This is a genomic window from Acetobacter okinawensis, from assembly GCF_002153655.1.
In the GTDB taxonomy this organism is placed as follows: Bacteria; Pseudomonadota; Alphaproteobacteria; order Acetobacterales; family Acetobacteraceae; genus Acetobacter; species Acetobacter okinawensis_A.
Map to the genome: position 1 here is coordinate 274792 of NZ_JOPJ01000006.1, position 25807 is coordinate 300598.

The following is a 25807-nucleotide window of genomic DNA, read 5'->3' on the forward strand; positions in this document are numbered from 1 at the left end:
GTTAAAAAACAGTCAGCTGGCCTTGGTCAGATATTTGACAAAATCGTCGTAGGAGAGGGCGCTGGACACCTGCTCCTTGTTGTTGAAGCGGAAGGTGGGCGTGGACTCTATGTTGTATTTGTCCTGCGCTTCGCTCTGCTCGGTCATGATGAACTGGAGCAGCTTCTGGTCCGCTATGGCTTTTTCAAACGTTGCGGCGGGCATGCCAGCAAAAGCTGCCATTTTCTGGAGTTCGGCCTTGTGGTCCGCCTCGTTATTATAGGCCCAGCGGTCCAGGCTGGACAGCACTGCCGAGCAGAATGGCTCGTACCGGTCTTCGGGCAGGGTGCGGGCTACCATGGCGGCAAGGGTTGCAAGCTGGTCGGTGGGGAAGTCGTGGAAGACGTAACGGATTTTGCCCGTATCAATCAGGTTTTTTTTGACCTGAGGGAAGGTCTCTTCCGCAAAGTGGGCGCAGTGGATGCAGGTCAGGGAGAACCATTCCTCCACCACAACCTTGGCATTCGGGTTGCCCAGAACGCGGGGGGTAAAGAGCGTATTGGGGGCATCGGCTGCAAAAGCTGCGTGCTGGAGTGCACCGGCGCTGAGTGCTGCACCCGTGGCGACAAGAAAAGAGCGACGTGTAAAGGACATGAAAACCAAGCCTTCCCGATCAATGGACCATAATTCTGGAAAACAGGGATGGCGGCAGAAAGAACTGCCGTCAACCTGTTGTTGAATGCCCAGCCCTTCAGGCCGATGGGCTGGGTGTGTTTTCCCCTTCGCTCACCAGCTTGCGGACCCGCACACGGCGGATGTGCCGTGCATCGGCATCCAGCACACGGAACAGGTAGCCGTTCTCATGTGTCAGCACCTCGCCGCGCGTGGGGACGTGCCCTGCCATACGGAAGACAAGGCCGCCAATGGTCTCGATTTCGGCCTCTTTTTCGCTATCGGTCAGAATCGGGCCAATTTTTTGCTCGAACTCTTCCACCGGGCAGCGGGCATCCACATCAAACGAGCCATCGGGGCGTGGGGTAATCAGCACGGCCTCTGGTTCGTCATGCTCGTCGGAAATATCGCCGACAATGGTTTCGATCAGGTCTTCAATGGTGACCAGACCGTCAATTCCGCCGTATTCGTCTATGACCAGTGCCAGATGCATATGGCGCTGGCGCATCTGCAACAAAAGGTCCAGCACGGGAATCTGCGGGGCAATGAACAGGGGCTGGCGGAGCAGGGGCTCCAGATTAAACGCCTCGCTGGTGCCAACATAGGCGATCAGGTCTTTAACGTGGATCATGCCCACAATGTCATCAAGCTGGTCGCGGTACACGGGCATGCGCGAGTGGTTCTCGCGCCGCATCATGGCAAGGGCTTCGTCCAGACTGATGGAAACCGGCATGGCCACAATGTCGGCCCTTGGCACCATAACATCATCGGCTGAAATGTTGCGCAGGCGCAGGATGTTGGCGATGAGTGCCCGTTCCTGACGATCCAGTTCGGGTTTTTCGCCGTCTGGTGCGGTTTCATCCCCCGCTTCTGCGGCCTGCTGCACTAGGGCAGCAATGGAGCTGCGCAGCCCCCCCGTAGGTTTTTTGCGCTGAAAAAAAGAAAACAGGCCACGCCCGGAAGGGTCCGCCCGTTCGGCTGAGGTCTCGTGTTCACTCATGACCGGGTCTTCCACGGGTTAGGCACGTGCATGCGCGCCAGAAGGCGGGATTCCAGCATTTCCATTTCCCGCGCTTCGCCGGGGTGATGGTGGTCATAGCCTGCCAGATGCAGGCTGCCATGCACGACCAGATGCGCCAGATGGTGGCGCACCGGGCGGCCAGCCTTGCGTGCCTCACGCACCACAGTCTCAAGTGCCAGAATAATATCGCCCCCATCATAGCCCGGTGGGGGTTCAAAGGTCAGCACATTGGTGGGTTTGTGTTTGCCCCGGTGCCTGCCATTGAGCGTGCGCACCTCGCGGTCGGTCGCCAGAACAACGCTGCCGGGTGTCAGCCCGTAGTCCGCACAGGCCGCCAGAGCACGGCGAATGGTCTGCTCGGGGGTAGGGACGTGGGAGCGCCAGCGTGCGTCCCGGATCAGTATTTCCGGGACGCCGTGTGTCAGCGCGTCATGAAAACCTTCCGGATACGGGTCTGTATCCACAGGGTCGGCCACCTCTTTGGTCAAGACGGGGCCAAGGCTACTTCGCGGTTCCATTGTTCTCCTGACGACCCTTGTGGCGGGAGTGCCCTTTTTTATCAGCCGTCGTCGTTTTGGCATCATAAGCTTCAATAATGCGCGCGACCAGCTTGTGTCGCACAACATCTGCCGCCTCAAAACGGGAAATGGTAATTCCCTTAACGTTTTCAAGCGTATCCACCGCGTCCTGCAAGCCCGATGGTGTGTCATGCGGCAGGTCGATCTGGGTCAGGTCGCCGGTAACAACCATGCGTGAACCCGGCCCCAGACGGGTCAGGAACATTTTCATCTGCGCGATGGTGGTGTTCTGGGCTTCGTCCAGAATAACAAATGCGTGAGAGAGCGTGCGCCCGCGCATAAAGGCAAGTGGGGCAACCTCGATCTCGCCAGCGCTCATGCGGCGCATGACCTGATCGCCGGGGAGCATGTCATGCAGGGCGTCGTAGAGTGGGCGCAGGTAGGGGTCGATCTTGTCTTTCATGTCTCCGGGCAGAAAGCCGAGCCGTTCCCCCGCTTCCACCGCCGGGCGGGAGAGGATGATCCGGTCAATGGAGCCTGCCAGCAGCAAAGAGACGGCCTGCGCCACCGCAAGATAGGTCTTGCCCGTACCTGCCGGGCCAATGCCAAATACCAGCTCCTTGCTGGCAAGGGCGCGCATGTAGGTGGCCTGTCCGGGGGAGCGTGGTTCTATATTGCCCTGACGGAGCCGGATAACGGGCAATGCCAGATCAGGGTTGGCAATGGGGGTTGCCGGAGCAACAGACAGGGGGAGGGTGGGTCTGCTTTCATGTACTCTGGACATGCGTATGGCCGCCTCTACTGCGCTGATGTCTATGGTCTCACCTGCTGCAAGTTTCTGGTACAGCAGGCTGAGTGTTGTGCGGGCAAGGGATGTGGCATCGGGCAGACCACGGATGGAAATGCGGTTGCCGCGCCGTGCAACGTCGACCTCCAGTCCTTCTTCCAGGCAGCGCAGGTGCCTGTCATGGTCACCGACCAGCCGGGCAAGAAGCGTGTTGTTTTCAAATTGCAGGGTTACGGGCTGGACCAGCTCCGCAACCGCAGCGGAAGGAGGGGGGGACGTGCGCGTGGTGTTCAAGCGTATACATTCTCCTCTTCCAAAAGACCGCCCAGCGAGTTGGTCAGGCGTTCTGTAATATGGACTGGCACGGTCTGACCGATCAGGTGGTCAGGCCCGATCACATGGACCGGCTGGAGCCAGGGTGAGCGCCCCGTAATCTGTCCGGGCTTGCGCCCTTTGCCAGTAAACAGGACAGGCACGGTCTTGCCAACCATGGATGCGTTGAACGCATCCTGCTGCTCGCGCAGGAGCTTTTGCAGGGCTTGCAGGCGGGCATCCTTGACGTCCTCTGGCACCTGCAGGGGAGCGCCTGCCGCAGGAGTGCCCGGACGTGGGGAATATTTGAACGAGTAGGCCAGAGCAAAGCCCACATCGCGCACAAGCTGCATGGTGGCCTCAAAATCCTCTTCCGTTTCACCGGGGTGACCGATGATAAAGTCGGAGGACAGGGCAAGGTCCGGCCTTGCCGCGCGCAGGCGGCGCACAAGGTCGCGGTATTCATCTGCCGTGTGGCCACGGTTCATGGCGCGCAGAATACGGTCCGAGCCGGACTGCACGGGCAGGTGGAGGAAGGGCATGAGTGCGGGCAGGTCGCGGTGTGCTGCGATCAGCGCGTCGTTCATGTCCCTTGGGTGGGAGGTGGTGTAGCGGATGCGTGTCAGGCCGGGAATGTCGGCCAGCGCATAGGCAAGGCGTGTCAGGTCCCATACCGTGCCATCGGGGCCTTCGCCGTGATAGGCGTTTACATTCTGGCCCAGAAGGCTGATCTCGCGCACGCCGCTATCGGCCATGCGGCGTGCTTCGGCCAGAACGGACTGCACGGTGCGGCTGCTTTCCGCCCCACGGGTGTAGGGCACCACGCAAAAGGAGCAGAACTTGTCGCACCCTTCCTGAATGGTCAGGAACGCGGTGTAATTGCCCGGTGTTTGCGGGGCTTCGGCCTCGGGCAGAAAGTCGAACTTCTGCTCGGCGGGAAAATCGGTCTCAATCACGGCGCGGCCTGCGCGGGCCGCACGGGCAACCATTTCTGGCAGGCGGTGGTAGGTCTGCGGGCCAAGCACAATATCCACATACGGGGCGCGGGCCAGAATTTCCTGCCCTTCGGCCTGTGCCACGCAGCCTGCCACGGCAATAATGGTCTGCTGCCCTTCCGCCTTGCGGGCTTCCTTGATAAGCCGCAGCCGCCCAAGTTCGGAAAAAACCTTTTCCGCCGCCCGGTCACGGATGTGGCAGGTGTTAAGGATAATCATATCCGCCGTATCGGGCGTGTCCACCGGCTGGTAGCCAAGTGGGCGCAGCACATCCCCCATGCGTGCACTGTCATACACGTTCATCTGGCAGCCCCATGTAATGACATGCAGGGCGCGTGATGGTGCTGTGTGGTCGGGGGTTCGGGTCATGGCTGCCACTCCGCTCTGCCGCAGGCCCATTCCATACGGCGGAAAGAGGACATCAGGCGTGTGGCGGCGCAGGTCAAGCCTCTTTTCTCACGGCTTGCAGGTGAGCAGGGTGCAATTGTGCATAATAGGGGCCATGCCGTGCCTGACAGAGTGGTCTCCTGCCTTGAACAGTTGCCGAACCCGCATGAGTGCGTTTTCGCTGCTTATGTCCTCTTTTTGAATGAAGCAAAAAATGAGGTGGCTCTGTCAAGCAGCAGTTTTGTTTTCTTGATATGTGCTGGCAAAAAATTGGCGGGCAGGGTGGCCGGGTTGAACCGGCCGGGTTGGACGCGCGGCTCCCGGTTCTGGCGCAGGTCGGCGCAGCCATCGGCCACGGCCTTCCACGCCGCCTGTGCCAGCGCCTTGCGACTGGGGAACAGGTCCGGGTCCAGTGGTTCGTGCAGCACCACGGTTACGTGCGAGCGTTTGTGTTGCAGCAACTGCCACACATGCGGCCCCAGATCCATGTCCCCGTACCATGAGAAAACCGGACGGCGGAAGCGGGTTACCGGCAAGCCCTCCAGCGTGTCATAGACAAGGGATACAGGCTGGATAAGCGGTGCCATGCCGGGTTTGTAGGTTACGGGCAGCAGGCTCTGGTCCATGCCGTCCTTGAGCTTGGGCAGTTTGGCTATGGCAAAAAAAGCCGACATAAAAGGCAGAACACGCGAGCCGTCGGACGATGTTCCTTCGGGGAAGAGAATCAGGTTGTCCCCCTCCACCATGCGCTGGATCATCAGATCACGTTCACGACCGGTGGTGCTGCGCTGACGGCTGACAAAAATGGTCCGGCCAATATGGGAGACCAGCCCCATGACCGGCCATTTTTCAATATCTCCCTTGGCCACAAAAACAGAAGGCAGCAGCGTGCCCAGCACAGGCACATCCACCCATGACATGTGGTTGGAAATATAAATGACCGGCCGCTCACCCCGCTTGCGGGCCTGCAGCCCGCCGACCGTGCCAGCCCGTTTGCCGTGAACCGTAATGCGCAGGCCAATAATGCGGCACAGCATGCCCCAGATAACGCGGGTCCAGCGGATTTTGGCCGTGCCGGGCACAGGCAGCAGGCAGGCCTCAAACCCGACGGACAGGGGGACCCACACCAGCAGACCGACCAGACGTATGGCCGAGCGGGCTTCCCCCACACGGCGGAACAGCACAGCGACCCACTGAGGGAGGGGGGAGATCGGGGCGGAGGCAGACGTGCCCGTGGGCAGGGGCTGCGTAGGTTGGTCAGGCTTGGTGCGCATGGTCCTGCTTCTGCCAGGGGCTGGCCGGGCAGGCCAAGGAACGGGCAGTAATGTGGAAGAAACACATAAACATGGGCTCTCTTACCGCGAAGAGGGGTAAGGGGACAATCCATCGTGTGCGAAGGTTTTTTTGGCAGACAGACCCAAATTTTGTCATGGTAGGGTTATAGGCAGGGCGTGCGTATCAAAATCGGGTCTGGGCAACGGGCCACGCAGTGTTTTATTCAGCAATGGAACAGACTGGGAATAGTGGCCGTTTACAACCGTAATATTCTGGGCAGGTTTACCGGGGTGGCGAATCGCCTTCTGGCGGGGGCCGCACTGTGGGGCGCGCTGACATATGGTGTGCATGCGGCGGACCCGCAGCCTTATGTCACCAGCCTTGCCCCCACAGGGCAGAGTGACCTTGATACGGCGCTCAAGGCCTCCTCCGACCTGCTGAGCCTGCAATCTACCCGTGCTGTTGGCCCCTTTGCGCTGGCCGGGCGTGTACGGAGCGAATACGACCGCCTGCAGGTGGCGCTGGAAAGCTGCGGATATTACGCAGGCAAGGTGCATATTCAGCTCCGCAGCGCCAAACAGGGCGTGACCATGGATGGCATGTCCACGGCTCTGGCCTCGTGGATAGAGAGTATCCCCGCGAACGAAAAAGTGGATATCAGCATCAAGGTGGACAAAGGCCCGCTTTTTCATCTCGGGTCGGTCAAACTGGTGGAAAGTGCCACGGGCGTTGCCCCCCATCTGAGTGATGCGCAGACAAAGGCGTTTGGCCTGCATACCGGCCAGCCCGCCGTGGCGGCAGATGTGCTGGCGGCTGGTGGCCGCCTGCTGGATGCGCTGCGCGAGAGCGGGCATGCGCTGGCACAGGTGGACAAACCCATGGCGTACCTGCGCCCGGCTACCAGAACGCTGGATATTGTCTACCCCGTGGTACCCGGCCCCGTGCTTGATATTGGCAAGATCAGTCTGGACGGGCTCAAACGGATGAACGCTTCGTTCGTACGCAGGCGGCTGACGGTGCATGAGGGCGAACTCTACCAGCCATCCAGTATTGAGGCCGCCCGGCAGGACCTGACATCGCTGGGTGTTTTCTCCAATGTTACAGTCAGGGATGCATCGGACAAGGCGGTCAATGGCACCATGCCGCTGGACTTTTCTTTTCAGGAGGGCAAGCGGCACGCCATTGGGGCGGAACTTGGCTATTCCACGGACCTTGGCGCACGCGTAGGCGCCATGTGGACCCACTATAACCTGCTGGGCAATGCTGAACGCCTGCGTCTGACGGCCCTGATTACCGGTCTGGGCGGCTCTGCCCAGCAGGGGCTGGGCTACGATGTATATGCCGATTTTTTCAAACCGGATTTTCTGGAATCCAAACAGAACCTCAATGCCCGGATCGAGGGATTGCGGCAGTTGTTCTGGTCTTACCGGCAGACAGCACTGCTGCTGCGCGGGGGCATTACCCGCCCATTGGCTAAGAACTGGACCGGCAACTTTGGTCTGGCCGCCGAGCAGGAGCGCATAGAACAGTTTGATGAAAGCCGCAGCTACACCATTCTGTCTGCCCCGCTTTCGGGCATGTATGACAACACAGGTGTGGGCAACCCCATAGAGCCTGCAACGCATGGTGTGCGGGCCAGCATCAACATCACGCCCTCGCTCTCTCTGGGCAGCAAGGGAGCGGGTGAGTCCTTTTTTGCGATCATGAACGCCACAGCCTCCACCTATGTGGACCTGCACAAGCTGGGCATAAGCCCGCCGGGGCGCAGTATTCTGGCTTTTCGCGGGACTATTGGCAGTATTCAGGGGGCGAGCACATGGGACATTCCCCCTGACCAGCGCATGTACGCGGGGGGGAGCGCGACCGTGCGTGGTTACCGCTGGCAGGGGGTAGGGCCGCAGTATGGCAATACCAAATACGCCATTGGCGGCACGTCGCTGGATGCAGGAACGGTGGAATACCGGCAGCGCCTGTTCAAAAGTTTTGGCATGGCTGCCTTTGCGGATGCCGGGCAGGTGGGTAACAGCAGCATGCCCTTTACTGGCACCCTGCGCGTGGGTGCGGGTGGCGGGGTGCGGTATTACACGCCCATCGGGCCGATCCGGCTGGATGTGGCAGTGCCATTAAACCGTGCCCCACGTGGGGATGCGTGGGACCTGTACATAGGGCTGGGGGAAACATTCTGATGCCAGACACAACGCCAGTGCCACCCCGCCCGTTCTGGCGGCGCGCCCTACGTCTGGCCCTTCTGGCTGTGGGTGCACTGGTGGGGATGTGCGTGCTGGTGCTGGCCGTACTTCTGGTAGGGGCCAACACGGGGCCGGGGCGGCGTTTGCTGGTTCGCCAGACAGCGCTCCAGACCGGGGGGATGGTCACACTCACCGGCCTGTCTGGTCGTTTCCCTGATAATCTGCGGGTTGCAACCCTTGCCATCCGCGACAGGCAGGGGGTCTGGCTGACACTGCATAACGTGCGGCTGGACTGGTCCCCCATGGCCATGCTGTGGCGTCAGGCGCGTATTTACGCCTTTACGGCATCGGAGTTGGATATTCCGCGCCTGCCTGTGTCCGACACCACGCCACAACCTGTGCAGCAGACTGCCTCCGCCCCGTCGGCCCTGCGGTTGGGGGTGGACCTGCGCAAGCTGGAAATCGGGCGCATTGACGTGGGCGCCCCCCTTGCCGGACAGGCTGCGAGTTTTAAGGTCAGTGGCCATGGCAGGCTTGCCAATATTGATCCATTGATCAATGGCCTGAGCCTGCCCCAACTCCCTTATTCGGACATCGCCCTTCAGGTCACGCGGCTGGGTGTTGCGGGGCAGGTCAGCCTTGCCACGGCAACGGGTGGGGGTAAGCTCTCCCTCCACCTGAGTGCGGATGAAGGGGCGGGTGGTTTTGCCGCAACCCAACTGGGCATACCGCAACTGGCCCCCATTGCGCTCAAGCTGGACATGCAGGGGCCTGTTACAGCGTCCACTTTGGGGTTTGATGCATCAGCCGGTGCCATAAATGCGCATGCACATGGCACGCTGGACCTGCTGGGGCAGCAGATGGCTGCGCTGGAAGTCTCTGCTCAGGCGCCACAACTCAGCCTTACGCCGGATGTGGGCTGGCAGTCCGTGCACCTTATGGCGAATCTGAACGGCAAAATGGCGGCCCCCCACGGCAGTGCGCAGCTGGATGTGGACCAGCTTGCAGCCTCTGGCGTGCAGGTTGGCGCTCTCAAGCTGCATTTTACGGGAGAGGGCGGAGGTGCTGCTGCACTGGCCGAGCAACTCCACCTGAGCCTGAGTGCTGCGGGGCTACGCCTGCCGGGCAAAGCCCCCACGGTGCTGGCTGGCGCTCCACTGGAGCTGGATGCACTGGCCCGCCCCACCGAGCGGGGCTTGCCGGTAACCTTTACGCTCCATCACCCCGTCCTCGCCCTTTCCGGTGCTGTGCAGGCAGCTTCTCCACAAAAGGGGACACTCACGCTCAGCGTGCCGGACCTGTTGCCTCTGGGCGAGGCAGCAGGTGTTGCCCTGCGCGGTCACGCGGATATGAGCGCCCGGTTTGAGCGCCCGCTTAACCCGTTGGATAAAACGCAGCTTTCCGCCACCGGTACGCTGGCCATTACAGGGGGGCAGGCGCAGGCTGCGGGGCTGCTTGGAGCAGATGGCCATTTGGCGGTTGATGCAAGCCTGCATCCGCTACCAGCGCAGGGTGGCATGGCCGCAGGGCAGCAGCTTGACCTGTCCTCCCTGTCCCTGACCGGGCAGGCGCTGGATGCCAAGGCCAGTGGCAGCCTGCAAACAGGCCGGAGTATGGATTTTAACGCCAGTATTGGTCTGCCCGCGCTGGAAAAACTCGCACCGACCCTGCGTGGTGATGCCAATATAGTGCTGGCTCTCAAAGGGCCGTTGCAGGATTTTGTGGCAACTCTGGCGGCAAAGACCAATCTGGGTACGGCCACAATGCCCAAGGGTGCTCTGGCGCTGGATGCGTCCGTCATGCGCCTGCCCGCTACGCCGCAGGGCACACTGGCGCTGGAGGGCACGCTGGACCGGGCGCCAGCACAACTGAATGTGGCCTTTGGGCAGACCGCTGACGGGACGCGGCGGCTCGACCTGCAAAAACTGCTGTGGAACAGCACAAAAGGGCAGGGCGCACTGGTGCTGGCCTCCGGGGAGGTCGTGCCGCAGGGGAGCCTTGACCTGACAATTGGCAAGCTGGCGGAGTACGGCCCCCTGATCGGCCAGAGTTTGAGCGGCGCGCTGGCGGCATCGGTCAAGACCAGTACGGCGGCGGACAAACCCGTTGTGGCACTCCAGCTTAAGGGCAATGTGGCAACGCCACAGCTCCGGGTGGGGTCAATTGCGCTGGCGGGCACGATTACAGACCCTGCGGCCCACCCCACGCCAGACCTGAGCCTGCGCCTTGGTGGTCTTTCGGTCGCCGGGGTTGGCGGGCAGGCGCTCCTGAGTGCCAAAGGGCCGGATACAGCTATGGTGCTGAACGCGCAGGTAGGGCCTGCAAGCTGGTCGGGCAGCCCCCTGATGCTGAATACGCAGGCTGTCCTGAACCTGCCGGACAAACAGCTCAGACTCCAGAAGCTGACAGTCACGGCAAAGCAGGAAACCTTGCGTTTGCAGGCACCTGTGCTGTTTTCGTTTGGGGATACGCTGGGCATGGACCGGCTGCGCGCCGTGCTGAGCACACCGGGCAGCCAGCCTGCTACGCTGGATGTGGCAGGGCGGCTGAAGCCAAGCCTGTCGGTTACGGCTGATATCCGTAACGTAACACCGGCGCTGGCGCACCCGTTTATGCCAGACCTGCACGCCACGGGGGTTGTGTCGCTGGCTGCCAAACTCTCTGGCACGCTGGATAATCCTGAAGGCCGGGTGCAGATCAATGGTAACAACCTGCGTATGGCCGACAGTTCCGCCGTGGCGTCTGTTCCGCCATTGCAGGTGGCTGCCACAGCCAATCTGGCCCATACCCGCGCGCAGGTGCAGGTGGATGCGTCAGCAGGGGAAAGGCTGGGGCTACAACTGCGCGGCAGTGCCCCCCTCTCCCGTACCGGAGCACTGGACCTGCGCAGCAATGGTCACCTTGACCTGAGCATTGCCAATGGTGTGCTCGGCGCGCAGGCACGGCAGGCGCAGGGGCAGGTGCGGATGCTCGTGCAGATCAAAGGTACGCCTGCGGCCCCAGCCGTTACCGGTGGGATAGACCTGATCGATGCGGATTTTCAGGATTTTGCTCAGGGTTTGCACATCAGCGCGATCAACGGTCGTGTGGTGGGCGCGCAGGACCGGATTGTTATCCAGAACCTGAGCGCCAAGGCCGGGGCAGGCACACTCGGTGTGGCCGGGTTTGTGGGGGTGGCCATGCCCGGCATGCCCATTGACCTGCACGTGGTGGCCAAGGATGCACGCCCCGTGACCAGCGACCTGCTGACTGCCGTGCTCAATGCCGACATAGCCGTGCGTGGGCAGGTGCAGACCCGCATGGACGTAACTGGCGGCATTGACTTGCGGCGGGTGGAAATCAACATTCCCAATTCGCTCCCGGCTTCTGTCGCGCGTCTTGATGTTATTCGACCGGGGGAGGAAAAACAACGCGCGGAGGAGGCAAAGGCCGCCAGTGCGCATCAGTCTGTTATCGGACTGGACCTCCGTCTGGTCTCCCCCGGCAAATTTTTTGTGCGTGGGCATGGGCTTGATGCGGAAATGGCAGGCCGGCTGAATGTAACAGGGACCACACAGGCCCCTGTGGTTATGGGTGGGTTTGACCTCAAGCGCGGGAACTTTGATCTGGCGGGTATTTCGCTCAACTTCACCAAGGGGCGGGTGGGCTTTAATGGCTCGGGTGTTGGGCACAAGCTTGATCCAACACTGGATTTTGAGGCCGACCGTGCAGTGGACGGGCAGACGGCCATGCTCAAGGTCGGGGGGTATGCCAGTGCCCCCAAGATCAGTTTTGATTCCATTCCCGCGCTGCCGCAGGATCAGGTTCTGGCCATGCTGCTGTTTGGTACCGATGCGCGCTCCCTGTCCTCCACCCAGATGGTGGAGGTCGGTGCGGCTCTGGCGACCCTGACAGGCCTAACCTCCTTTGACCCAATGGGCACCTTACGCAAAACCCTGCATCTGGACAGGCTGGCCGTAGGGGGCGGCTCGGGGGTCGGTAATGGGGGCACCAGTGTGGAAGCGGGCAAGTATGTCATGAAAGGGGTTTATGTGGGGGCCAAGCAGGCCACCTCGGGCTCCGGCACGCAAGCGCAGGTTCAGGTTGACCTGACCAGCCACCTCAAACTCAACACAACAGTGGGCACGGGTGGCTCTGTGACCGGCTTTACCACGCCGGAAAATGATCCGGGGAGCAGTGTCGGGCTTGTCTGGCAGTATCGCTACTAGCTCTTCGCTGCCAGAGTGTGCTCAGTCCTGCTGGCCTATGTCCATGACCACGGGCACATGGTCGGAGGGGGAGGGCCAGTCCCGCATATCTTCCAGCACGGACATGCTGGCAAGGTCAGGCACCAGGTCGGGGGTGACCCATATGTGGTCCAGCCTGCGGCCCCGGTTGGACTTGCGCCAGTCCCGGTTACGGTAAGACCACCACGTATAAAGCTTGTCCGCAGGCGGCACAAAATGGCGCATGGCGTCCACAAAGCCGGTCTGCTGCCAGCGGTTCAGGCGCTCGGTCTCTGGTGGTGTGTGGCTGACAATCTTGAGCAGTTGTTTGTGGTTCCACACATCATGCTCAAGAGGTGCGATGTTAAAGTCCCCGACCAGCACCGTTCGCGCGGGTTTCTGCCCGGCAAACCACGTGGTCACTTCTTCCACAAAGGCAAGTTTGTGGGCAAATTTGGGGTTGATGGCAGGGTCTGGCTCGTCCCCTCCGGCGGGGACGTAAAAATCATGCACGGCTATATCCCCCCCCGGAGCATGAATGGTGGCGGCCACATGGCGGCAATCTTCCTGCCCATACCAGACCGGGGTATTCACGGCAGGTGTGAGTGGCAGGCGGGATAGAATGGCCACGCCGTTATAGCCCTTCATCCCCTTGTAGTGCAGGTGCTCAAAACCGAGCGCACGCACGCCGTCTTGCGGAAAAAGCGCATCAGGCACCTTTGTTTCCTGCAGGCAGACAACGTCTGGCTGCACGGTGGCACACAGCTTTTCCAGCAGTGGCAGACGCAGGCGGAGGGAATTGATGTTCCATGTCACAAGTCGCATGCGCAGGGCATGGCGTATTGCACCGGGCAGGGCAAGTAAAAAGAGGGCCCACTTCCCTGATGGAAACGGGGGAGGAGTCTTGCAATTTTCTGCGCCGCCCCCATGATATTAAAAGAATGGATACCCAACGCACCCCGCCCGCCCCACCGCAGGCTGCCATAGACCTGCACCGTGCTCTCCTGACGCTGGATAGCCATATTGACATTCCATGGCCCGACAGGGCCGATGCGTTTGAAGATACGCCCCTACGCAAGGTGGATATGCCCAAAATGCAGCGCGGCGGCATGTCTGCCGGCTGCTTTGTGGCTTATACCGCACAGGGGGCGGTTACGGCGCAGGCGCATGCACAGGTCCAGCAGGAGTGTCTGGCCATGCTGGACGCCATTAACACCATGCAGGGTACGCATAACGGGGTAACAGCGGCCGTGTGTTCGCGCGTTGCCGATATACGTGCAGCCCATGCAAAGGGCGTGATTGCAGTTATTCCCGCAGTGGAAAATGGCTATGGCATGGGGGATGACCCGGCCATGCTGGACGCGTTTGCACAGCGCGGGGCGCGGTATGTCACGCTGACCCATAACGGCCATAATGCGCTGGCCGATGCAGCCATCCATCGCCCCAGCCTTGGGGATACGCCACAAAAACACGGTGGCCTTTCCGCCCTTGGGCGGGAGGCGGTGCAAAGGATGAACCGGCTGGGCCTGCTGGTGGATGTGTCCCACGCATCCAAACAGACCATGTTGCAGGCGGTTGCCGCATCCGCCACGCCAATTGTCGCCAGTCATTCCTGCGTGCGCACATTGTGCGACCATCCGCGTAATCTGGATGATGAGCAGCTGGACGCGCTGGGGGCCAGCGGCGGGTTGATCCAGATTACCGCCATGCCCGCATTCCTCAAACCAAAACCCGAGGAGGGTAGGCGCTCAGCCGGGGTGGCCGACCTTGTGGACCACATAGACTACGTTGTGCGCAGGCTGGGGCCTGCTTACGTGGGCATATCCTCCGACTTTGATGGCGGTGGCGCTCTGGAGGACTGGCAGGATGCCACGCAGGGGGCGAACATTACGGCCGAGCTGCTCCGCCGGGGGTATGACAGAAGCGAGATTGCAGCCTTTTGGGGAGAAAACTTTTTGCGGCTTCTGCAAAAGGCGGAGCAGGTTGCAGAACAAAGCGAGATTGCAGCCCATGTCGCGGACTGAAAATTTTGTCCACTATTCCTCTTGACACGCCCTATTTTTAACAAAGAGTTCGAAAAAGCAAAGATGGGTTTAGAGTGCTAAAGAGTAAAACCCTTTTAAATCAAGGGCCTGGGTTGTTTGATTAAAAACTATGCAATCCGTTGGAAGGGCTGAAAATCTGCGGTTTGCACCCTTTCGGCCCCCCATCGTCCACAGAGTTATCCACAAAAACGGTGGATGAAATTGATCGCCCCCCACAGAGCGCCAGATGACTGCACAAAATTCGACACAGGATAACACGCCCGCACAGCCCGGCATGCCCTTGGATGCGCCGCTCAAGGGGGTGGAGGTCATACGCTTTGCCCTGCGCACAATGCCTTTTGCCCCCGGTGTTTACCGTATGCTCGGCAGCAAGGGGGAGGTGCTCTACGTCGGCAAGGCGCTCTCGCTCAAAAAGCGGGTGACATCCTACACGCAGGTCGCCCGCCTGCCCGAGCGCCTGCGCCGCATGGTGTCGGAAACGGCTTCCATGGAAATCGTGACCACCCACACAGAGGCCGAGGCCCTGCTGCTGGAGGCCAACTACATCAAGCGGATGAAGCCCCGCTTCAATATTCTGCTACGTGATGACAAGAGCTACCCGTGGCTGATGCTGACCGATGGGCAGGCCTTCCCCCAGATTGCCAAGCACCGTGGCAAGGCGATCAAAGGAGCCAGCCTGTGGGGGCCTTTTGCCTCCGCATGGGCGGTTAACCAGACGCTTAACCTGATCCAGCGCGTGTTTTTGCTCCGCTCGTGCGCGGACTCCGTTTTTAACAGCCGTACGCGCCCGTGCCTTCTGTTCCAGATCAAACGCTGCTCCGCCCCCTGTGTGGAGCGTATAAGCCAGCAGGACTACGGGCAACTGGTTGAACAGGCGCGGGATTTTCTCTCAGGCAAGGATTCGGCCCTGCGGGAGACATTGGGGGCCGATATGAACCGGGCGTCCGAGGCGCTGGATTTTGAGCGTGCGGCTGTCCTGCGTGACCGTATTCGCGCACTGGCGCAAATGCAGGAGTCCAGTGTGATCAACCCGGCCTCTTTGCCCGAGGCAGATGTGTTTGGCCTGTGGCAGGAGGCGGGGCAGACCTGCATTCAGGTCTTTTTTGTGCGTGGCGGGCGTAACAATGGCAGCCGCTCGTTTTTTCCCGCTCATGCGCAGGATGAGACGCCGGGGGATATTCTGGGTGCGTTTATTGCCCAGTTTTATGACGACAAACCCTGTCCTGCCCAGATTCTGGTGAACCATGCCCTGACCGAAAGCCCGTTGATGGCCGAAGCGCTTACGCTCAGGCGGGGCAGAAAGGTGGAAATTCTCAACCCCCAGCGGGGGGAGAAAAAGCAGGTGGTGGACCACGCCGTAAGCAATGCGCGCGATGCGCTCAACCGCAGGCTGGCCGAAACGGCAGGACAGGCCAGGCTGCTCCAGGGTGTTGCAGATGTGTTGGGCCTGGACCTCCCACCCGAGCGGATAGAAGTTTACGATAACAGCCACATTCAGGGTGCTCACGCCTACGGGGTCATGATTGTGGGCGGACCAGAGGGTTTTAACCGCAAGGCATACCGTAAATTCCGCATTAAAGGCCCCATTACGCCGGGGGATGACTTTGCCATGATGCGTGAGGTGCTGGAGCGTCGCTTTGGCCGCGCCCTGCGCGAGGCAGAGGAGGGGGATACCTCCAACTGGCCCGATGTACTGCTGATTGATGGTGGGGCAGGGCAGTATTCCGCCGTGCGCGCGGTTCTGGATGATCTGGGTGTCACCGGCGTCAAACTTGTGGGGATTGCCAAAGGGCCAGACCGGGACGCAGGGCGGGAGTGGTTCCATACCGACCACAGGGAGCCTTTTCAGCTCGAACCGCGTGATCCGGTTCTGTATTACCTGCAAAGGCTGCGTGATGAGGCACACCGTTTTGCCATTACCACCCACCGTTCAGGCCGCTCCAAGGCACTGGTTACGTCTGAGCTGGATGATATTCCCGGTATTGGGCCAGCACGCAAAAAAATGCTGCTCAATACGTTTGGTTCAGCCCGCGCAGTCAAGCAGGCCGGGCTGGAGGCGCTGGAGGCTGCACCGGGCGTAAGCCGCGAGATTGCACGGGCGGTTTATGGGCATTTTCATCCCGACTGGACGGCTGACTGAGTGCCGCCATTTTTTGTGTGTTGCAGATGGATGGCAGCCCTGCAGCGGAATTGTGCGCCAGTGACGACTTTGCGATAGGTCAAACCATTTCAGTCTGGCGGGAAATGCGCTAGAATGCGTGGCAATGTTAACAGACCTGCCCAACGTCCTGACCCTTTCGCGCATTGTGGCTATTCCCATTGTGGTTGGATTTGCCGCATGGGGAACGCCGCAAACAGACGCGCTTGCGTGTTTTTTGTTCATACTGGCAGGTATTACCGATTATTTTGATGGCAAGCTGGCGCGTTCACGCCACCAGCTATCCGACTTCGGGCGTATGTTTGACTCCATAGCCGACAAGCTGCTGGTCGGGGCCTGCCTTATGGTGCTGGCGGGCTTTGTGCGCCTTCCGTACCAGAGTTTATGGCCCGCCATTATCATCCTGTGCCGGGAAATTCTGGTGTCGGGCATGCGCGAGTATCTGGCCGAGCGGCGTGCAAGCCTGCCCGTAACCCGACTGGCAAAGTGGAAAACCGGGTTCCAGATGACTGCCATCGGCTTTTTGCTGGCAGGGGATGGTACAAGTGCTCTGCTGGGTATTGGCTGGTTGCCCGTTGCCCTGATCGGGGCTGTGCTGCTCTGGATTGCAGGCGTGCTGACAATCATTACCGGGTGGGACTACCTGAGCAAGGGTTTGCAGCACGTCGATCTTTAGCCACATCTGCCTTGAGCCGCATACCCTGCGCGACTGACCGGTTCCTCCGTGCTATGGGCGTACCCATACTGGTGGTGGGGCATGGGGCCAGCGTCATGGCTGGGCTTGCAGCACCTGTGGCGTAATGCGGAGTCTGGGTATGAGAAAAGCCGCTCTTCTTGGAGTGTGCGTGCTGATGAGCGGATGCGCAGGCTTTGAGAAAGTCCTGTCCGACACACACACCTTCCCCGGAGAAAACCCCAACGCTCCAACTGGTGCGGACCTGAACATGCGGCGCGTACAGGGGCAGGCTGTCAGGGAGGTGCCCATATTGCCCCAAGGTGGCAACATATGGCCCGGCCCGCCCGACCCGCTACCAACGCTGGAAGATGTGGCCAGAGGCCGCGCTGGCAAACCAGCAGATGCGCAACTCCCCCCCACAGGGCCGCAACTCCCCGATGGGCAGGAAATGAGTATTGGCGAGCGCGCGAACATTCACAAAGGCGTTGTGGGCAACGGCCTGTATGGCGCGCCAGAACCGGGCCACGCCAGCACCCTGCCCACAGGGGGCGGCAAGCTTGCTGCCGCACCCATTGAAATTCCCAATGGTGATGGCACCACAACGCTGGTCAATGCGGATGGCTCGCTCAGCACCATAGGCACCCCCAACCGCCGGCCTCTGCCATCGCATTAACATGCGACAGAACCATAGGGCGTATTCTATAAGGCAGGCTCCATAAGGGGCGCGTTAAGTCGGGGGTGATGGGGCGATTATGGCAGAGCAGGTCACAGTCTTGTTTTTTGCAGCATTGCGCGAGCAGATCGGTCAGGAGAGCCTGAGCGTGAGCATTGCTCCGGGCGGTTTGTCCGTTAGGGCTCTACGTGCGCAGATTGAAGGGGCAAACCCCGCCATAGCGCAGGCGCTGGCCGAACAGCCCCGGTTGCGTGTTGCGGTCAACCAGACGCTCAGCACCTTTGAACATATGGTCAAACCGGGGGACGAAGTGGCTTTCTTCCCTCCCATGACGGGGGGGTGAGCGGGTTATGCCAGTCCATGTCCGTGTACAGGCCGCCCCTTTTGACGTGGGGCAGCAGACTGAACGCCTGAGTACCCTGTCTCCCCATACAGGTGGTGTTGGGGTGTTTGTGGGGCAGGTCCGTGGCGGGCAGGGCCTTCGGGCGATGACCTTGGAGCACTACCCGGGCATGACCGAGGCCAGCTTGCAGGCTCTGGCGCAGGAGGCCCTTGTTCGTTTTGAACTCACCGGCTGCACCGTTATTCATCGTATCGGGCGGCTGGAGATCGGTGCAGGCATTGTATTTGTCGGGGCCGCCGCAGCACATAGGGGTGCTGCCCTGACAGCAACCACCTTCCTTATCGACAGGCTTAAAACTGGCGCACCGTTCTGGAAGCGTGAAGAGTATGAAGATGGCCGCGCCATCTGGGTTGATGCGCGTGAAACGGATGAGGAAGCAGCACGTGCGTGGTTGACCCGTACCCCATAGGTCTGTTGCCCACGCACGCCCTATAAAGGCAGGTGCCCCCGCCTAAAACCCCTGTCTTATGTAGCGCGCCGCATGAAGCGTGCAGCCAGATTAAGCCTGATTGCCCAGCACGGTGTGGATTGTACGGCACAAAAAGGCCAGATCGTGCTCGCTTATGGTGAAGGCGGGGGTCAGATACACAATATTGCGGAAAGGCCGTATCCATGCGCCATGGGCTACCAGTTGCTGGCGGAGCGCATCGGGGTTGGCAATGCGGTCCAGTTCCACAACGCCAATGGCGCCCAATGTCCGTACATCACGCACACCCGGCAGGGACCGGCATGGCTCCAGCCACGTACTCATGCGTGCACTGATTGTAGCCACCTGCTCCAGTCTTGGTTCTGCCTCAAACAGGTCGAGCGATGCATTGGCGCAGGCGCAGGCCAGTGGGTTGGCCATAAAGGTTGGCCCATGCATGAGTGCGTGCTCGGGGTTGTCGGACAAAAAAGCGTCAAAGACGTGTTTGCGCGCAATTGTGGCGGCAAGGGCCATGGTGCCCCCGGTCAGGGCTTTGGACAGGGTGATGATGTCCGGCGTAATGCCAGCCTGCTCGCAGGCGAACATGGTCCCTGTGCGGCCAAAACCCGTAAAAATTTCATCCAGAATGAGCAAGGTATCATAGCGGTCGGCTGCGGCGCGGACCGTGCGCAGGACCTCGGGGGTATGGAAGAGCATTCCCCCCGCCCCCTGCACCAGTGGCTCCATGATAATGCCTGCCAGTTCATGGGCATGGCTGGCAAGCAGGGACAAAAACGCCTGCGTGCTCGCGACATCTACCGGCAGCGGGGCAATGACATGCTCTGTCAGCGCAGGGCCGTACAGGTGGTGCATGCCTTCTTCAGGGTCGCAAATGGCCATGGTGGCCAGCGTGTCCCCATGGTAGCCACCATGGAAAGCCAGCATTTTGGTACGCTGGCGTTCCCCTTTGTTCAGTCGGTACTGGATAGCCATTTTCATGGCGACTTCCACCGCAACCGAACCCGAATCTGTAAAAAAGACGCGCTCCAAATCTCCGGGCAGCAGGGCGCACAAACGGCTGGCAAGGCGCAGGGCGGGCTCATGCACCATGCCGCCAAACATGACATGCGGCATCACCTCAAGCTGGCGTGCAACGGCCTGTCGGATATGGGGGTGGTTATAACCGTGGCAGGCTGTCCACCATGCGGCAACGCCATCTACAAGTGTGCGTCCGTCTGTCAGGGTCAGGTGGCTCCCCTGTGTGCTTTGTGCTGCCAGTGGCGGGGGTGCACTTTGCATCTGGCTATATGGGAGCCAGATATGGGGCAGGCCTTTCTGGTACCAGTCGGGCATGGAGGCAGGTGCGGGCATGCGGTGGTGTTCCTGTAGATGATTGACCCGGAGAGCAGGCTCCGGCACCACAGATGTCATGACGCGGTTTGATAATCTTTTCCAGCAGGGACTGGCTGGTTTTGCAGCACAGGGGCGCATGCGCGCATGCAAACAGTGGCATGCGGCAGGGCCGGGGCTGTTGCAACATCCCGATACGGGGGCAGTTCTGGTCGATTTTTCGTCCAATGATTATTTGGGGCTACGTACCAACCCCCTGCTGAGTGCGCGGGGTATGGCATGGGCGCAGGCAGAAGGCAGCGGAAGTGGGGCCTCGCGGCTGGTCACAGGCACGCCGCCCCAGACCATGGCGCTGGAGCAGCGGCTGGCGAGCCTGAAAGGGATGGAGGCCGCCCGCATTTTTTCATCCGGCTGGCAGGCCAATGCCTCTGTTGTACCAGCCCTTGCCCGGCTTTCTGCTCAGGTTACGGGGGCTCCAGCCATTATTGTGGCGGACAGGTTCATCCATGCCAGCCTCTACCATGGGTGTGCTGCGGCAGGCGTGCGGCCAAAGCGCTTCCGCCATAATGATCTGGCACACTTGGATACGCTGTTGGGGCAGGAGAGTGGCGACGGCCTTAAAATCGTGCTGACCGAGAGCGTGTTCAGTATGGATGGTGACCGGGCGGACATAGAGCAACTGCGCGCCATAACCTTGCGGCACAATGCGTTTTTGTGTGTGGACGAGGCACACGCCACAGGCATTCTGGGTACGCAGGGCAAGGGGCTGGTCAACGGGCAGGCGGACCTTGTGGTTGCCACCTTCAGCAAAGCGCTGGGGGGGATGGGCGCTTTTGTGGCTGCGTCCGAAGCGGTGTGCCGCTGGCTGGATAATACGGCATCGGGCTTTATCTATTCTACCGCACCATCACCCATGGTGTTGGGGGCGGTGGACGCCGCACTGGACCTGTTACCCGGCATGGCCGACCAGCGCGCGCATGTGGCAGGCCTTGCCAGCGCGTTCAGGCAGCGCATGGCGTGTGCCGGGCTGGATGTGGGGCTGTCTGCCACCCAGATTGTACCTGTGGTGGTCGGGGCCGAGCATACGGCACTGGCGTTGGCGCGGCTTGTGGAGCAGGCGGGCTTTCTGGCTGTTGCCATTCGTCCGCCAACGGTGCCTCCCGGTGGGTGCCGCCTGCGGGTGGTGTTCCATGCGCACCATACTGAAGCGCAGATGGAAGGGCTGGCAGCGGCCATTATTGAGGGCGTGGGTGCGTGTGCCGCGGAGATGAAGGGATGAGGCCCGTGCAGCCCGTTTTTGTGCATGGCTGGGGGTTTGGTCCGGATTTCTGGGCGCCGGTGCAGGCTGAGTTGGGGTGGGATGATGCGTTGACGCTGGATCTGGGGTTTGTGGGGCAGGCCCGTCCCGCGTCTTGCGCACTTGCCGCACAGCAGATGCAGGCTGCGCAGGCGCAGGGCGCGGCTCTTCTGGGGGTAGGGCACTCGCTGGGTTTTTTATGGCTGGCGCAGCATATGGACCTTTCTTGTGCAAACCGGTTGGTGGGGATTAACGCTTTTGCGGCCTTTGCTGCGCGTGAGACGTTTGCCAGTGGTGTGCCGGTGCGTGTTTTGCAGCGCATGCTCAAAGGGCTTGCCAATGCGCCAGAAAAGGTTCTGGCCGATTTTCGTGGTCTCTGTGGTGCAGAAGAGACTACCCGGTGCGGGCCTAATGTCCCCAACCTGCGTATCGGGCTTGACCTGCTGCTCACGGGCGATGTCCGGAGCAGGCTGGCCCATGCGGCGGAACCCTGCTGCGTGCTGGCAGCTCGGCAGGACCCCGTTGTTTCCACCGCCATGACGGAGGACAGTTTTGCGCAAGGTGAGGACATTCACTGGGTAGCAGGGGGGCATCTTCTGCCACAAACCCATGTGCAGGCCTGTGCGGCGTTCTTGCAATCGGCACGTAAGACAATGGAACAGGATGCGACATGACTCAAAAGCCGCACAAAGAGCGCATACGCCACAGCTTTGACCGAGCCTCGGGGTACGATGGTGCAGCAACCGTACAGCGCCTTGCGGCCCGCCAGCTTGTGACCCGGCTTGCCAGTAGCCTGAACGGTCACTCCCCCAAGCGGATTCTGGAGATCGGGTGTGGCACGGGTCTGCTGACCGAGCAACTGGCCCGGCGCTGGCCTGACGCGCAGATTGTTGCGACCGATTTTGCGCCGCATATGCTTGAGCGCGCCAAAAAGAACGGTACGCCCAACACAGTGTTTGCATGGATGGATGCGGCCAGTCCTACTGTTGAAGGGCCGTTTGATGTGGTCTGCGGCAATCTGATCATGCAGTGGCTGGAGCAGCCCGCAGCCGTGCTGGAGCGCCTTGGCGGGCTTTTGGCTCCCGGCGGCGTGCTGGCTGTTTCGGCCCTGCTGGATGGGACTTTTGCTGAGTGGAAAGCCGCCTGCGCGCAGGAGGGCGTGCAGCCCGCAACCCCATGCTACCCCGAAGCTGCAAGCATACAGCAGTGGGTACCATGGCTCTTTTCCGGCGTGTGGGAGGCGGAACGCTGCGTACAGGTTTTTGACTCCGGTCTGGCATTTGTACGCCACCTCAAAGCCACGGGAGCTTCGGTCCCTCAGCCGGGTAGCCAGCCTATGGGGGCAGGGGCGCTCCAGCGTGTGGCCCGCCGTCTGGAGCAGGGCGGAGGTGCTGTTACGTGGGAACTGGTTTATGGCTGTTTTCGCAAACCTGCCGTGGCGGGTGTGTTTGTGACCGGCACGGATACGGGAGTAGGCAAAACACTGGTTTCGACCTGTCTGGTCCAGCGGTGGCAGGCGGCATACTGGAAGCCCCTGCAAAGCGGACTGGCGGATGAGGCCGGGGATACCACAACTGTGACCGATCTGGTGTCACAGGCAGAGTGCTACCCACCTGCGGGGGCATTTCAGGCGTCACTTTCGCCGCAGGCGGCCGCATTGGCGGAAGGGGTGGTTATTGACCCCGCGCACCTTGCCCTGCCCCAAACAGAGGCAGGCCGGGTGCTGGTGGTGGAAGGGGCTGGCGGGCTGATGGTCCCGGCAACCGACAGATTGATGATGCTGGATTTGGCAGCACTCTGGGGTCTGCCCGTGGTGCTGGTGGCCCGCAGCGGGCTTGGCACACTCAACCACACATTGCTGAGTTTGCAGGCTTTACGTAGCCGGGGTGTGGCGGTTGCCGGGGTTGTGCTCAATGGCCCGCGTAATCCGGCCAACAGCCAGACCATTGCGCAAAAAGGTGCGGTGCGGATTCTGGCTGAAGTGGAACACCTGCCCCAGATCACACCTGCTACGGTAGCGGAGCAGGCGGCTCTTTTTCCCTCATGGGCCGAGGTATGCGCTCAGGGCACTGGGTGCGAAACGCGATAAAAAACAGGGCAGGTGGTGTGCCTGCGCAAAAAGCAGGCGCACAACTGGCCCATGCTTTTAGTAATGGCGGATCAGGCCTGCCAGATGTCCCTGAATTTGCAGGCGTTCGGCAGGGACAATCCGTGTTTCGTACCGAGTGTTTGCAGGTTCAAGTGCGATCATGTTGCCTTTGCGGCGCAGGCGTTTGAGCGTGACTTCCTGCCCGTCAATCAGAGCGACAACAATCTGCCCGTTTTCCGCCTGATCGGTTCTTTTTATAATCACCTGATCTCCGTCCAGAATTCCGGCTTCGATCATGGAATCGCCAGCAACTTCCAGCGCGTAGTAATCTCCGCTTCCCAGCATGTCAGCCGGGATGGAAAGGGAGCTGGACGTATCCGCCATTGCCTCAATCGGCAGGCCAGCGGCTATGCGGCCGTATAGCGGAATTCTGGTCGTGTCCTGCTTTTGCCGTGCAAAGCTGCCACGAATGACGTTGGTGGGGAGTTCCTCTTCCATTTCGGGGAGCTGGATCACCTCCAGCGCACGGGCGCGGTGGTGGTGGCGGCGCAGAAAGCCCCGTTCCTCCAGCCCCGAGATCAGGCGGTGGATGCCCGACTTGGAGCGCAGGCCCATGGCCTCACGCATTTCATCAAAAGAGGGGGAAAAGCCGGTCTGCTTGAGGTGCGAATCAATGAAAAGAAGAAGCTTGTGCTGTTTTCTGGTCAGCATGTCGCACCTCGGCCTGTCTGTTCGGAATGGAAGATAAAACTCACGATTTGTTCTATGTAAGTTCTTGTTTTTGTCAATATAAAATTCAGGGCAGGAGGAGGATACGGCAAGGTGTGCCCGCTTTTTGGGCACTGGCATGGGGGGCGCGCACGATTAGCGCCTGACTGTGGGCCAGACTGTTCAACTGTCCCGACCCCTGTAGCCCAAAAGGTGTCGCAAACAGGTGTCCTTCGTCATCGGTATGGAGCGTGGCGCGCAGGAAGTCCTGCCGCTCGTCATTCTCCTCCACATCCGCACCCAAAAGTGCGGGCTGTGTTTGCAGGGTGTCTGCTACCGGGCGGCCCATGAGTTTATGCAGGGCAGGGAGCACAAACACCATGCCGCAGACCAGTGCCGCAACCGGATTGCCCGGCAGGCCGAGCACGGGCATGCCGTTGAGTGTGCCGGACATGAGTGGCTTGCCCGGACGCATGGCTATTTTCCAGAAATTCTGGATAAGCCCCGCCTTTTCCAATGTCGGGCGGACCAGGTCGTAGGTGCCGACACTGGCCCCACCAATGGTGACAAGCATGTCCAGATCACGGATATGGGCAAATGCAGCCGACAGGGATGCCGCGTTGTCGCGTGCAACAGGCAGGATATGGGCCTCTGCGCCTTCCTGCCCCAGCAGGGCTGCGAGCATGAAGGAGGCGGAATTAAAAATGCCGTCCGGCGGTGCCGTATCCCCCGGGAGCAGAATTTCATCCCCTGTGGCTAAAATACCCACCCGTGGGCGACGGACGACAGGGAGCCAGACCAGCCCGCCTGCGGCTGCCAGCCCGATGTCCCTTGCGCCGAGTCTGCTGCCAGCCCGGAGCAGCACATCCCCTTGGGCAAAGTCCTGCCCCTGTGTGCGGATGTTCTGCCCCACGCTGGCGGTGCGGGTCAGGGTAACCTGCGCGCCCGCCCGCTCTGTGTTCTCCTGTATGACAATGCAATCCGCCCCGTTTGGTACCTGACTGCCAGTAAAAAGGCGGATACATTCGCCCGCACCCACAGTGCGGCTGGAGGGCCTGCCCGCAGGAGCCTCGTCTATAACCCGCAATATTGCGCCCTGTTGGGCATCTGCTGCCCTTACGGCATAACCATCCATGGCAGAAACATGAACCGGCGGGTTCGCCCTGCGGGCCTGCACGTCCTGTGCCAGAATGCGGCCGCATGCTGCGGTCAGGGCTACGGTTTCCTGCCCGCAGGAGGGCAGGTTTTCCAGAATTCTGGCCCGTGCGGTTGCCACATCCAGCATGAATTCGTCTCCTTTTGGCGTTCGTGGCGCCATATTGATGTAAGAAAGCTTGACCTTTTGCCTTTGTATGCGCATTTTGCCGGCACTTGAACACCGCCGGAGCCGTATGGACCGGCTCTGTAAATATGTTCTGCTGAGGAAGTCATGGCCAAGACCAACGTCATCAAGATCCGTCTCGTCTCGACGGCTGACACGGGTTACTTCTATGTGACCAAGAAAAATGCCCGCGCCCACACGGGTAAAATGGAACTGAAGAAGTACGACCCGGTTGCACGCAAGCACGTCGTATTCCGTGAAGCCAAAATTAAGTAATTCTGGCGGCATCGGTAAAATAAAAAAACGGCGCTTTCGGGCGCCGTTTTTTTATGCCTGATGGC

22 protein-coding genes are annotated in these 25807 nt (G+C 60.6%); 12 read left to right on the plus strand and 10 right to left on the minus strand.

The features are described from left to right. Window positions 1-12: 12 nt before the first annotated feature. The 6 genes from HK26_RS04025 to HK26_RS04050 form a co-directional block, all read right to left on the minus strand. Window positions 13-633, minus strand: coding sequence for a DsbA family protein (locus tag HK26_RS04025; protein ID WP_086638562.1), 621 nt, complete (start codon window positions 631-633; stop codon window positions 13-15). Between the two features lie 97 nt (window positions 634-730). Next, complete coding sequence (locus HK26_RS04030; RefSeq protein WP_086638563.1) at window positions 731-1651, minus strand: hemolysin family protein; 921 nt, start codon at window positions 1649-1651, stop codon at window positions 731-733. Continuing rightward, entirely contained in the window at window positions 1648-2190 is a 543-nt protein-coding gene (ybeY, locus tag HK26_RS04035) for an rRNA maturation RNase YbeY (RefSeq protein ID WP_086638564.1), read from the minus strand. The genes HK26_RS04030 and ybeY overlap by 4 nt, the downstream gene beginning before the upstream one ends. Further along, window positions 2174-3271: a PhoH family protein gene (locus tag HK26_RS04040; protein WP_086638565.1), complete on the minus strand. Its 1098-nt coding sequence runs from the start codon at window positions 3269-3271 to the stop codon at window positions 2174-2176. Before HK26_RS04040 ends, ybeY begins: the two co-directional genes overlap by 17 nt. Beyond that, a complete protein-coding gene (gene miaB / locus HK26_RS04045) occupies window positions 3268-4683 on the minus strand; it encodes a tRNA (N6-isopentenyl adenosine(37)-C2)-methylthiotransferase MiaB (RefSeq protein WP_086638566.1) in 1416 nt (471 codons plus the stop codon). The genes HK26_RS04040 and miaB overlap by 4 nt, the downstream gene beginning before the upstream one ends. Window positions 4684-4856: 173 nt before the next feature. Continuing rightward, window positions 4857-5945: a lysophospholipid acyltransferase family protein gene (locus tag HK26_RS04050; RefSeq protein WP_086638567.1), complete on the minus strand. Its 1089-nt coding sequence runs from the start codon at window positions 5943-5945 to the stop codon at window positions 4857-4859. A gap of 249 nt (window positions 5946-6194) precedes the next feature. Between HK26_RS04050 and HK26_RS04055 the strand changes: the two genes are divergently transcribed. Continuing rightward, window positions 6195-8132: an autotransporter assembly complex protein TamA gene (locus tag HK26_RS04055; protein ID WP_374188212.1), complete on the plus strand. Its 1938-nt coding sequence runs from the start codon at window positions 6195-6197 to the stop codon at window positions 8130-8132. Continuing rightward, window positions 8132-12343: a translocation/assembly module TamB domain-containing protein gene (locus tag HK26_RS04060; protein ID WP_086638568.1), complete on the plus strand. Its 4212-nt coding sequence runs from the start codon at window positions 8132-8134 to the stop codon at window positions 12341-12343. The genes HK26_RS04055 and HK26_RS04060 overlap by 1 nt, the downstream gene beginning before the upstream one ends. 21 nt (window positions 12344-12364) lie before the next feature. Here the strand turns inward: HK26_RS04060 and HK26_RS04065 are convergent, their stop codons facing one another. Beyond that, on the minus strand, window positions 12365-13165 hold the full coding sequence (locus HK26_RS04065) for an exodeoxyribonuclease III (protein ID WP_086638569.1): 801 nt from the start codon (window positions 13163-13165) through the stop codon (window positions 12365-12367). Between the two features lie 116 nt (window positions 13166-13281). Here HK26_RS04065 and HK26_RS04070 point away from each other — a divergent pair, with 116 nt between their 5' ends. The 6 genes from HK26_RS04070 to HK26_RS04095 all read left to right on the plus strand — a co-directional run bounded on the left by HK26_RS04070 (window position 13282) and on the right by HK26_RS04095 (window position 18704). Continuing rightward, window positions 13282-14364, plus strand: coding sequence for a dipeptidase (locus tag HK26_RS04070; protein ID WP_086638734.1), 1083 nt, complete (start codon window positions 13282-13284; stop codon window positions 14362-14364). 295 nt (window positions 14365-14659) lie between these two features. Then, window positions 14660-16525, plus strand: coding sequence for an excinuclease ABC subunit UvrC (gene uvrC / locus HK26_RS04075; protein WP_257640858.1), 1866 nt, complete (start codon window positions 14660-14662; stop codon window positions 16523-16525). 124 nt (window positions 16526-16649) lie between these two features. Then, on the plus strand, window positions 16650-17219 hold the full coding sequence (gene pgsA / locus HK26_RS04080; RefSeq protein WP_086638571.1) for a CDP-diacylglycerol--glycerol-3-phosphate 3-phosphatidyltransferase: 570 nt from the start codon (window positions 16650-16652) through the stop codon (window positions 17217-17219). 139 nt (window positions 17220-17358) lie between these two features. Further along, a complete protein-coding gene (locus tag HK26_RS04085; protein ID WP_086638572.1) occupies window positions 17359-17892 on the plus strand; it encodes a hypothetical protein in 534 nt (177 codons plus the stop codon). Between the two features lie 79 nt (window positions 17893-17971). Further along, window positions 17972-18235, plus strand: a complete 264-nt coding sequence (moaD, locus tag HK26_RS04090) for a molybdopterin converting factor subunit 1 (protein WP_086638573.1) — start codon at window positions 17972-17974, stop codon at window positions 18233-18235. A 7-nt stretch (window positions 18236-18242) separates the two neighbouring features. After that, complete coding sequence (locus HK26_RS04095) at window positions 18243-18704, plus strand: molybdenum cofactor biosynthesis protein MoaE (RefSeq protein WP_086638574.1); 462 nt, start codon at window positions 18243-18245, stop codon at window positions 18702-18704. A gap of 90 nt (window positions 18705-18794) precedes the next feature. Here the strand turns inward: HK26_RS04095 and HK26_RS04100 are convergent, their stop codons facing one another. Then, a complete protein-coding gene (locus HK26_RS04100; RefSeq protein ID WP_086638735.1) occupies window positions 18795-20072 on the minus strand; it encodes an adenosylmethionine--8-amino-7-oxononanoate transaminase in 1278 nt (425 codons plus the stop codon). Between the two features lie 58 nt (window positions 20073-20130). Between HK26_RS04100 and HK26_RS04105 the strand changes: the two genes are divergently transcribed. The 3 genes from HK26_RS04105 to bioD are packed head-to-tail and all read left to right on the plus strand — an operon-like array spanning window position 20131 to window position 23437. Further along, complete coding sequence (locus tag HK26_RS04105; protein WP_086638575.1) at window positions 20131-21330, plus strand: aminotransferase class I/II-fold pyridoxal phosphate-dependent enzyme; 1200 nt, start codon at window positions 20131-20133, stop codon at window positions 21328-21330. Window positions 21331-21335: 5 nt separating this feature from the next. Continuing rightward, window positions 21336-22022 (plus strand): alpha/beta fold hydrolase, encoded by a 687-nt coding sequence (locus tag HK26_RS04110; protein ID WP_374188213.1) that lies wholly within the window; start codon window positions 21336-21338, stop codon window positions 22020-22022. Continuing rightward, window positions 22019-23437 carry a dethiobiotin synthase gene (bioD, locus tag HK26_RS04115; protein WP_086638577.1) on the plus strand — a complete coding sequence of 473 codons (1419 nt, stop codon included), beginning with the start codon at window positions 22019-22021 and terminating at the stop codon, window positions 23435-23437. The genes HK26_RS04110 and bioD overlap by 4 nt, the downstream gene beginning before the upstream one ends. A 57-nt stretch (window positions 23438-23494) precedes the next feature. Here the strand turns inward: bioD and lexA are convergent, their stop codons facing one another. Continuing rightward, a complete protein-coding gene (gene lexA / locus HK26_RS04120; protein WP_086638578.1) occupies window positions 23495-24148 on the minus strand; it encodes a transcriptional repressor LexA in 654 nt (217 codons plus the stop codon). 85 nt (window positions 24149-24233) lie between these two features. Then, the gene (locus HK26_RS04125) at window positions 24234-25505 is read right to left on the minus strand and encodes a molybdopterin molybdotransferase MoeA (protein WP_086638579.1); all 1272 of its coding nucleotides are present in this window, start codon (window positions 25503-25505) and stop codon (window positions 24234-24236) included. Window positions 25506-25574: 69 nt separating this feature from the next. Here HK26_RS04125 and rpmG point away from each other — a divergent pair, with 69 nt between their 5' ends. Next, window positions 25575-25742, plus strand: coding sequence for a 50S ribosomal protein L33 (gene rpmG, locus HK26_RS04130; protein ID WP_003623017.1), 168 nt, complete (start codon window positions 25575-25577; stop codon window positions 25740-25742). Window positions 25743-25807: the final 65 nt, after the last annotated feature.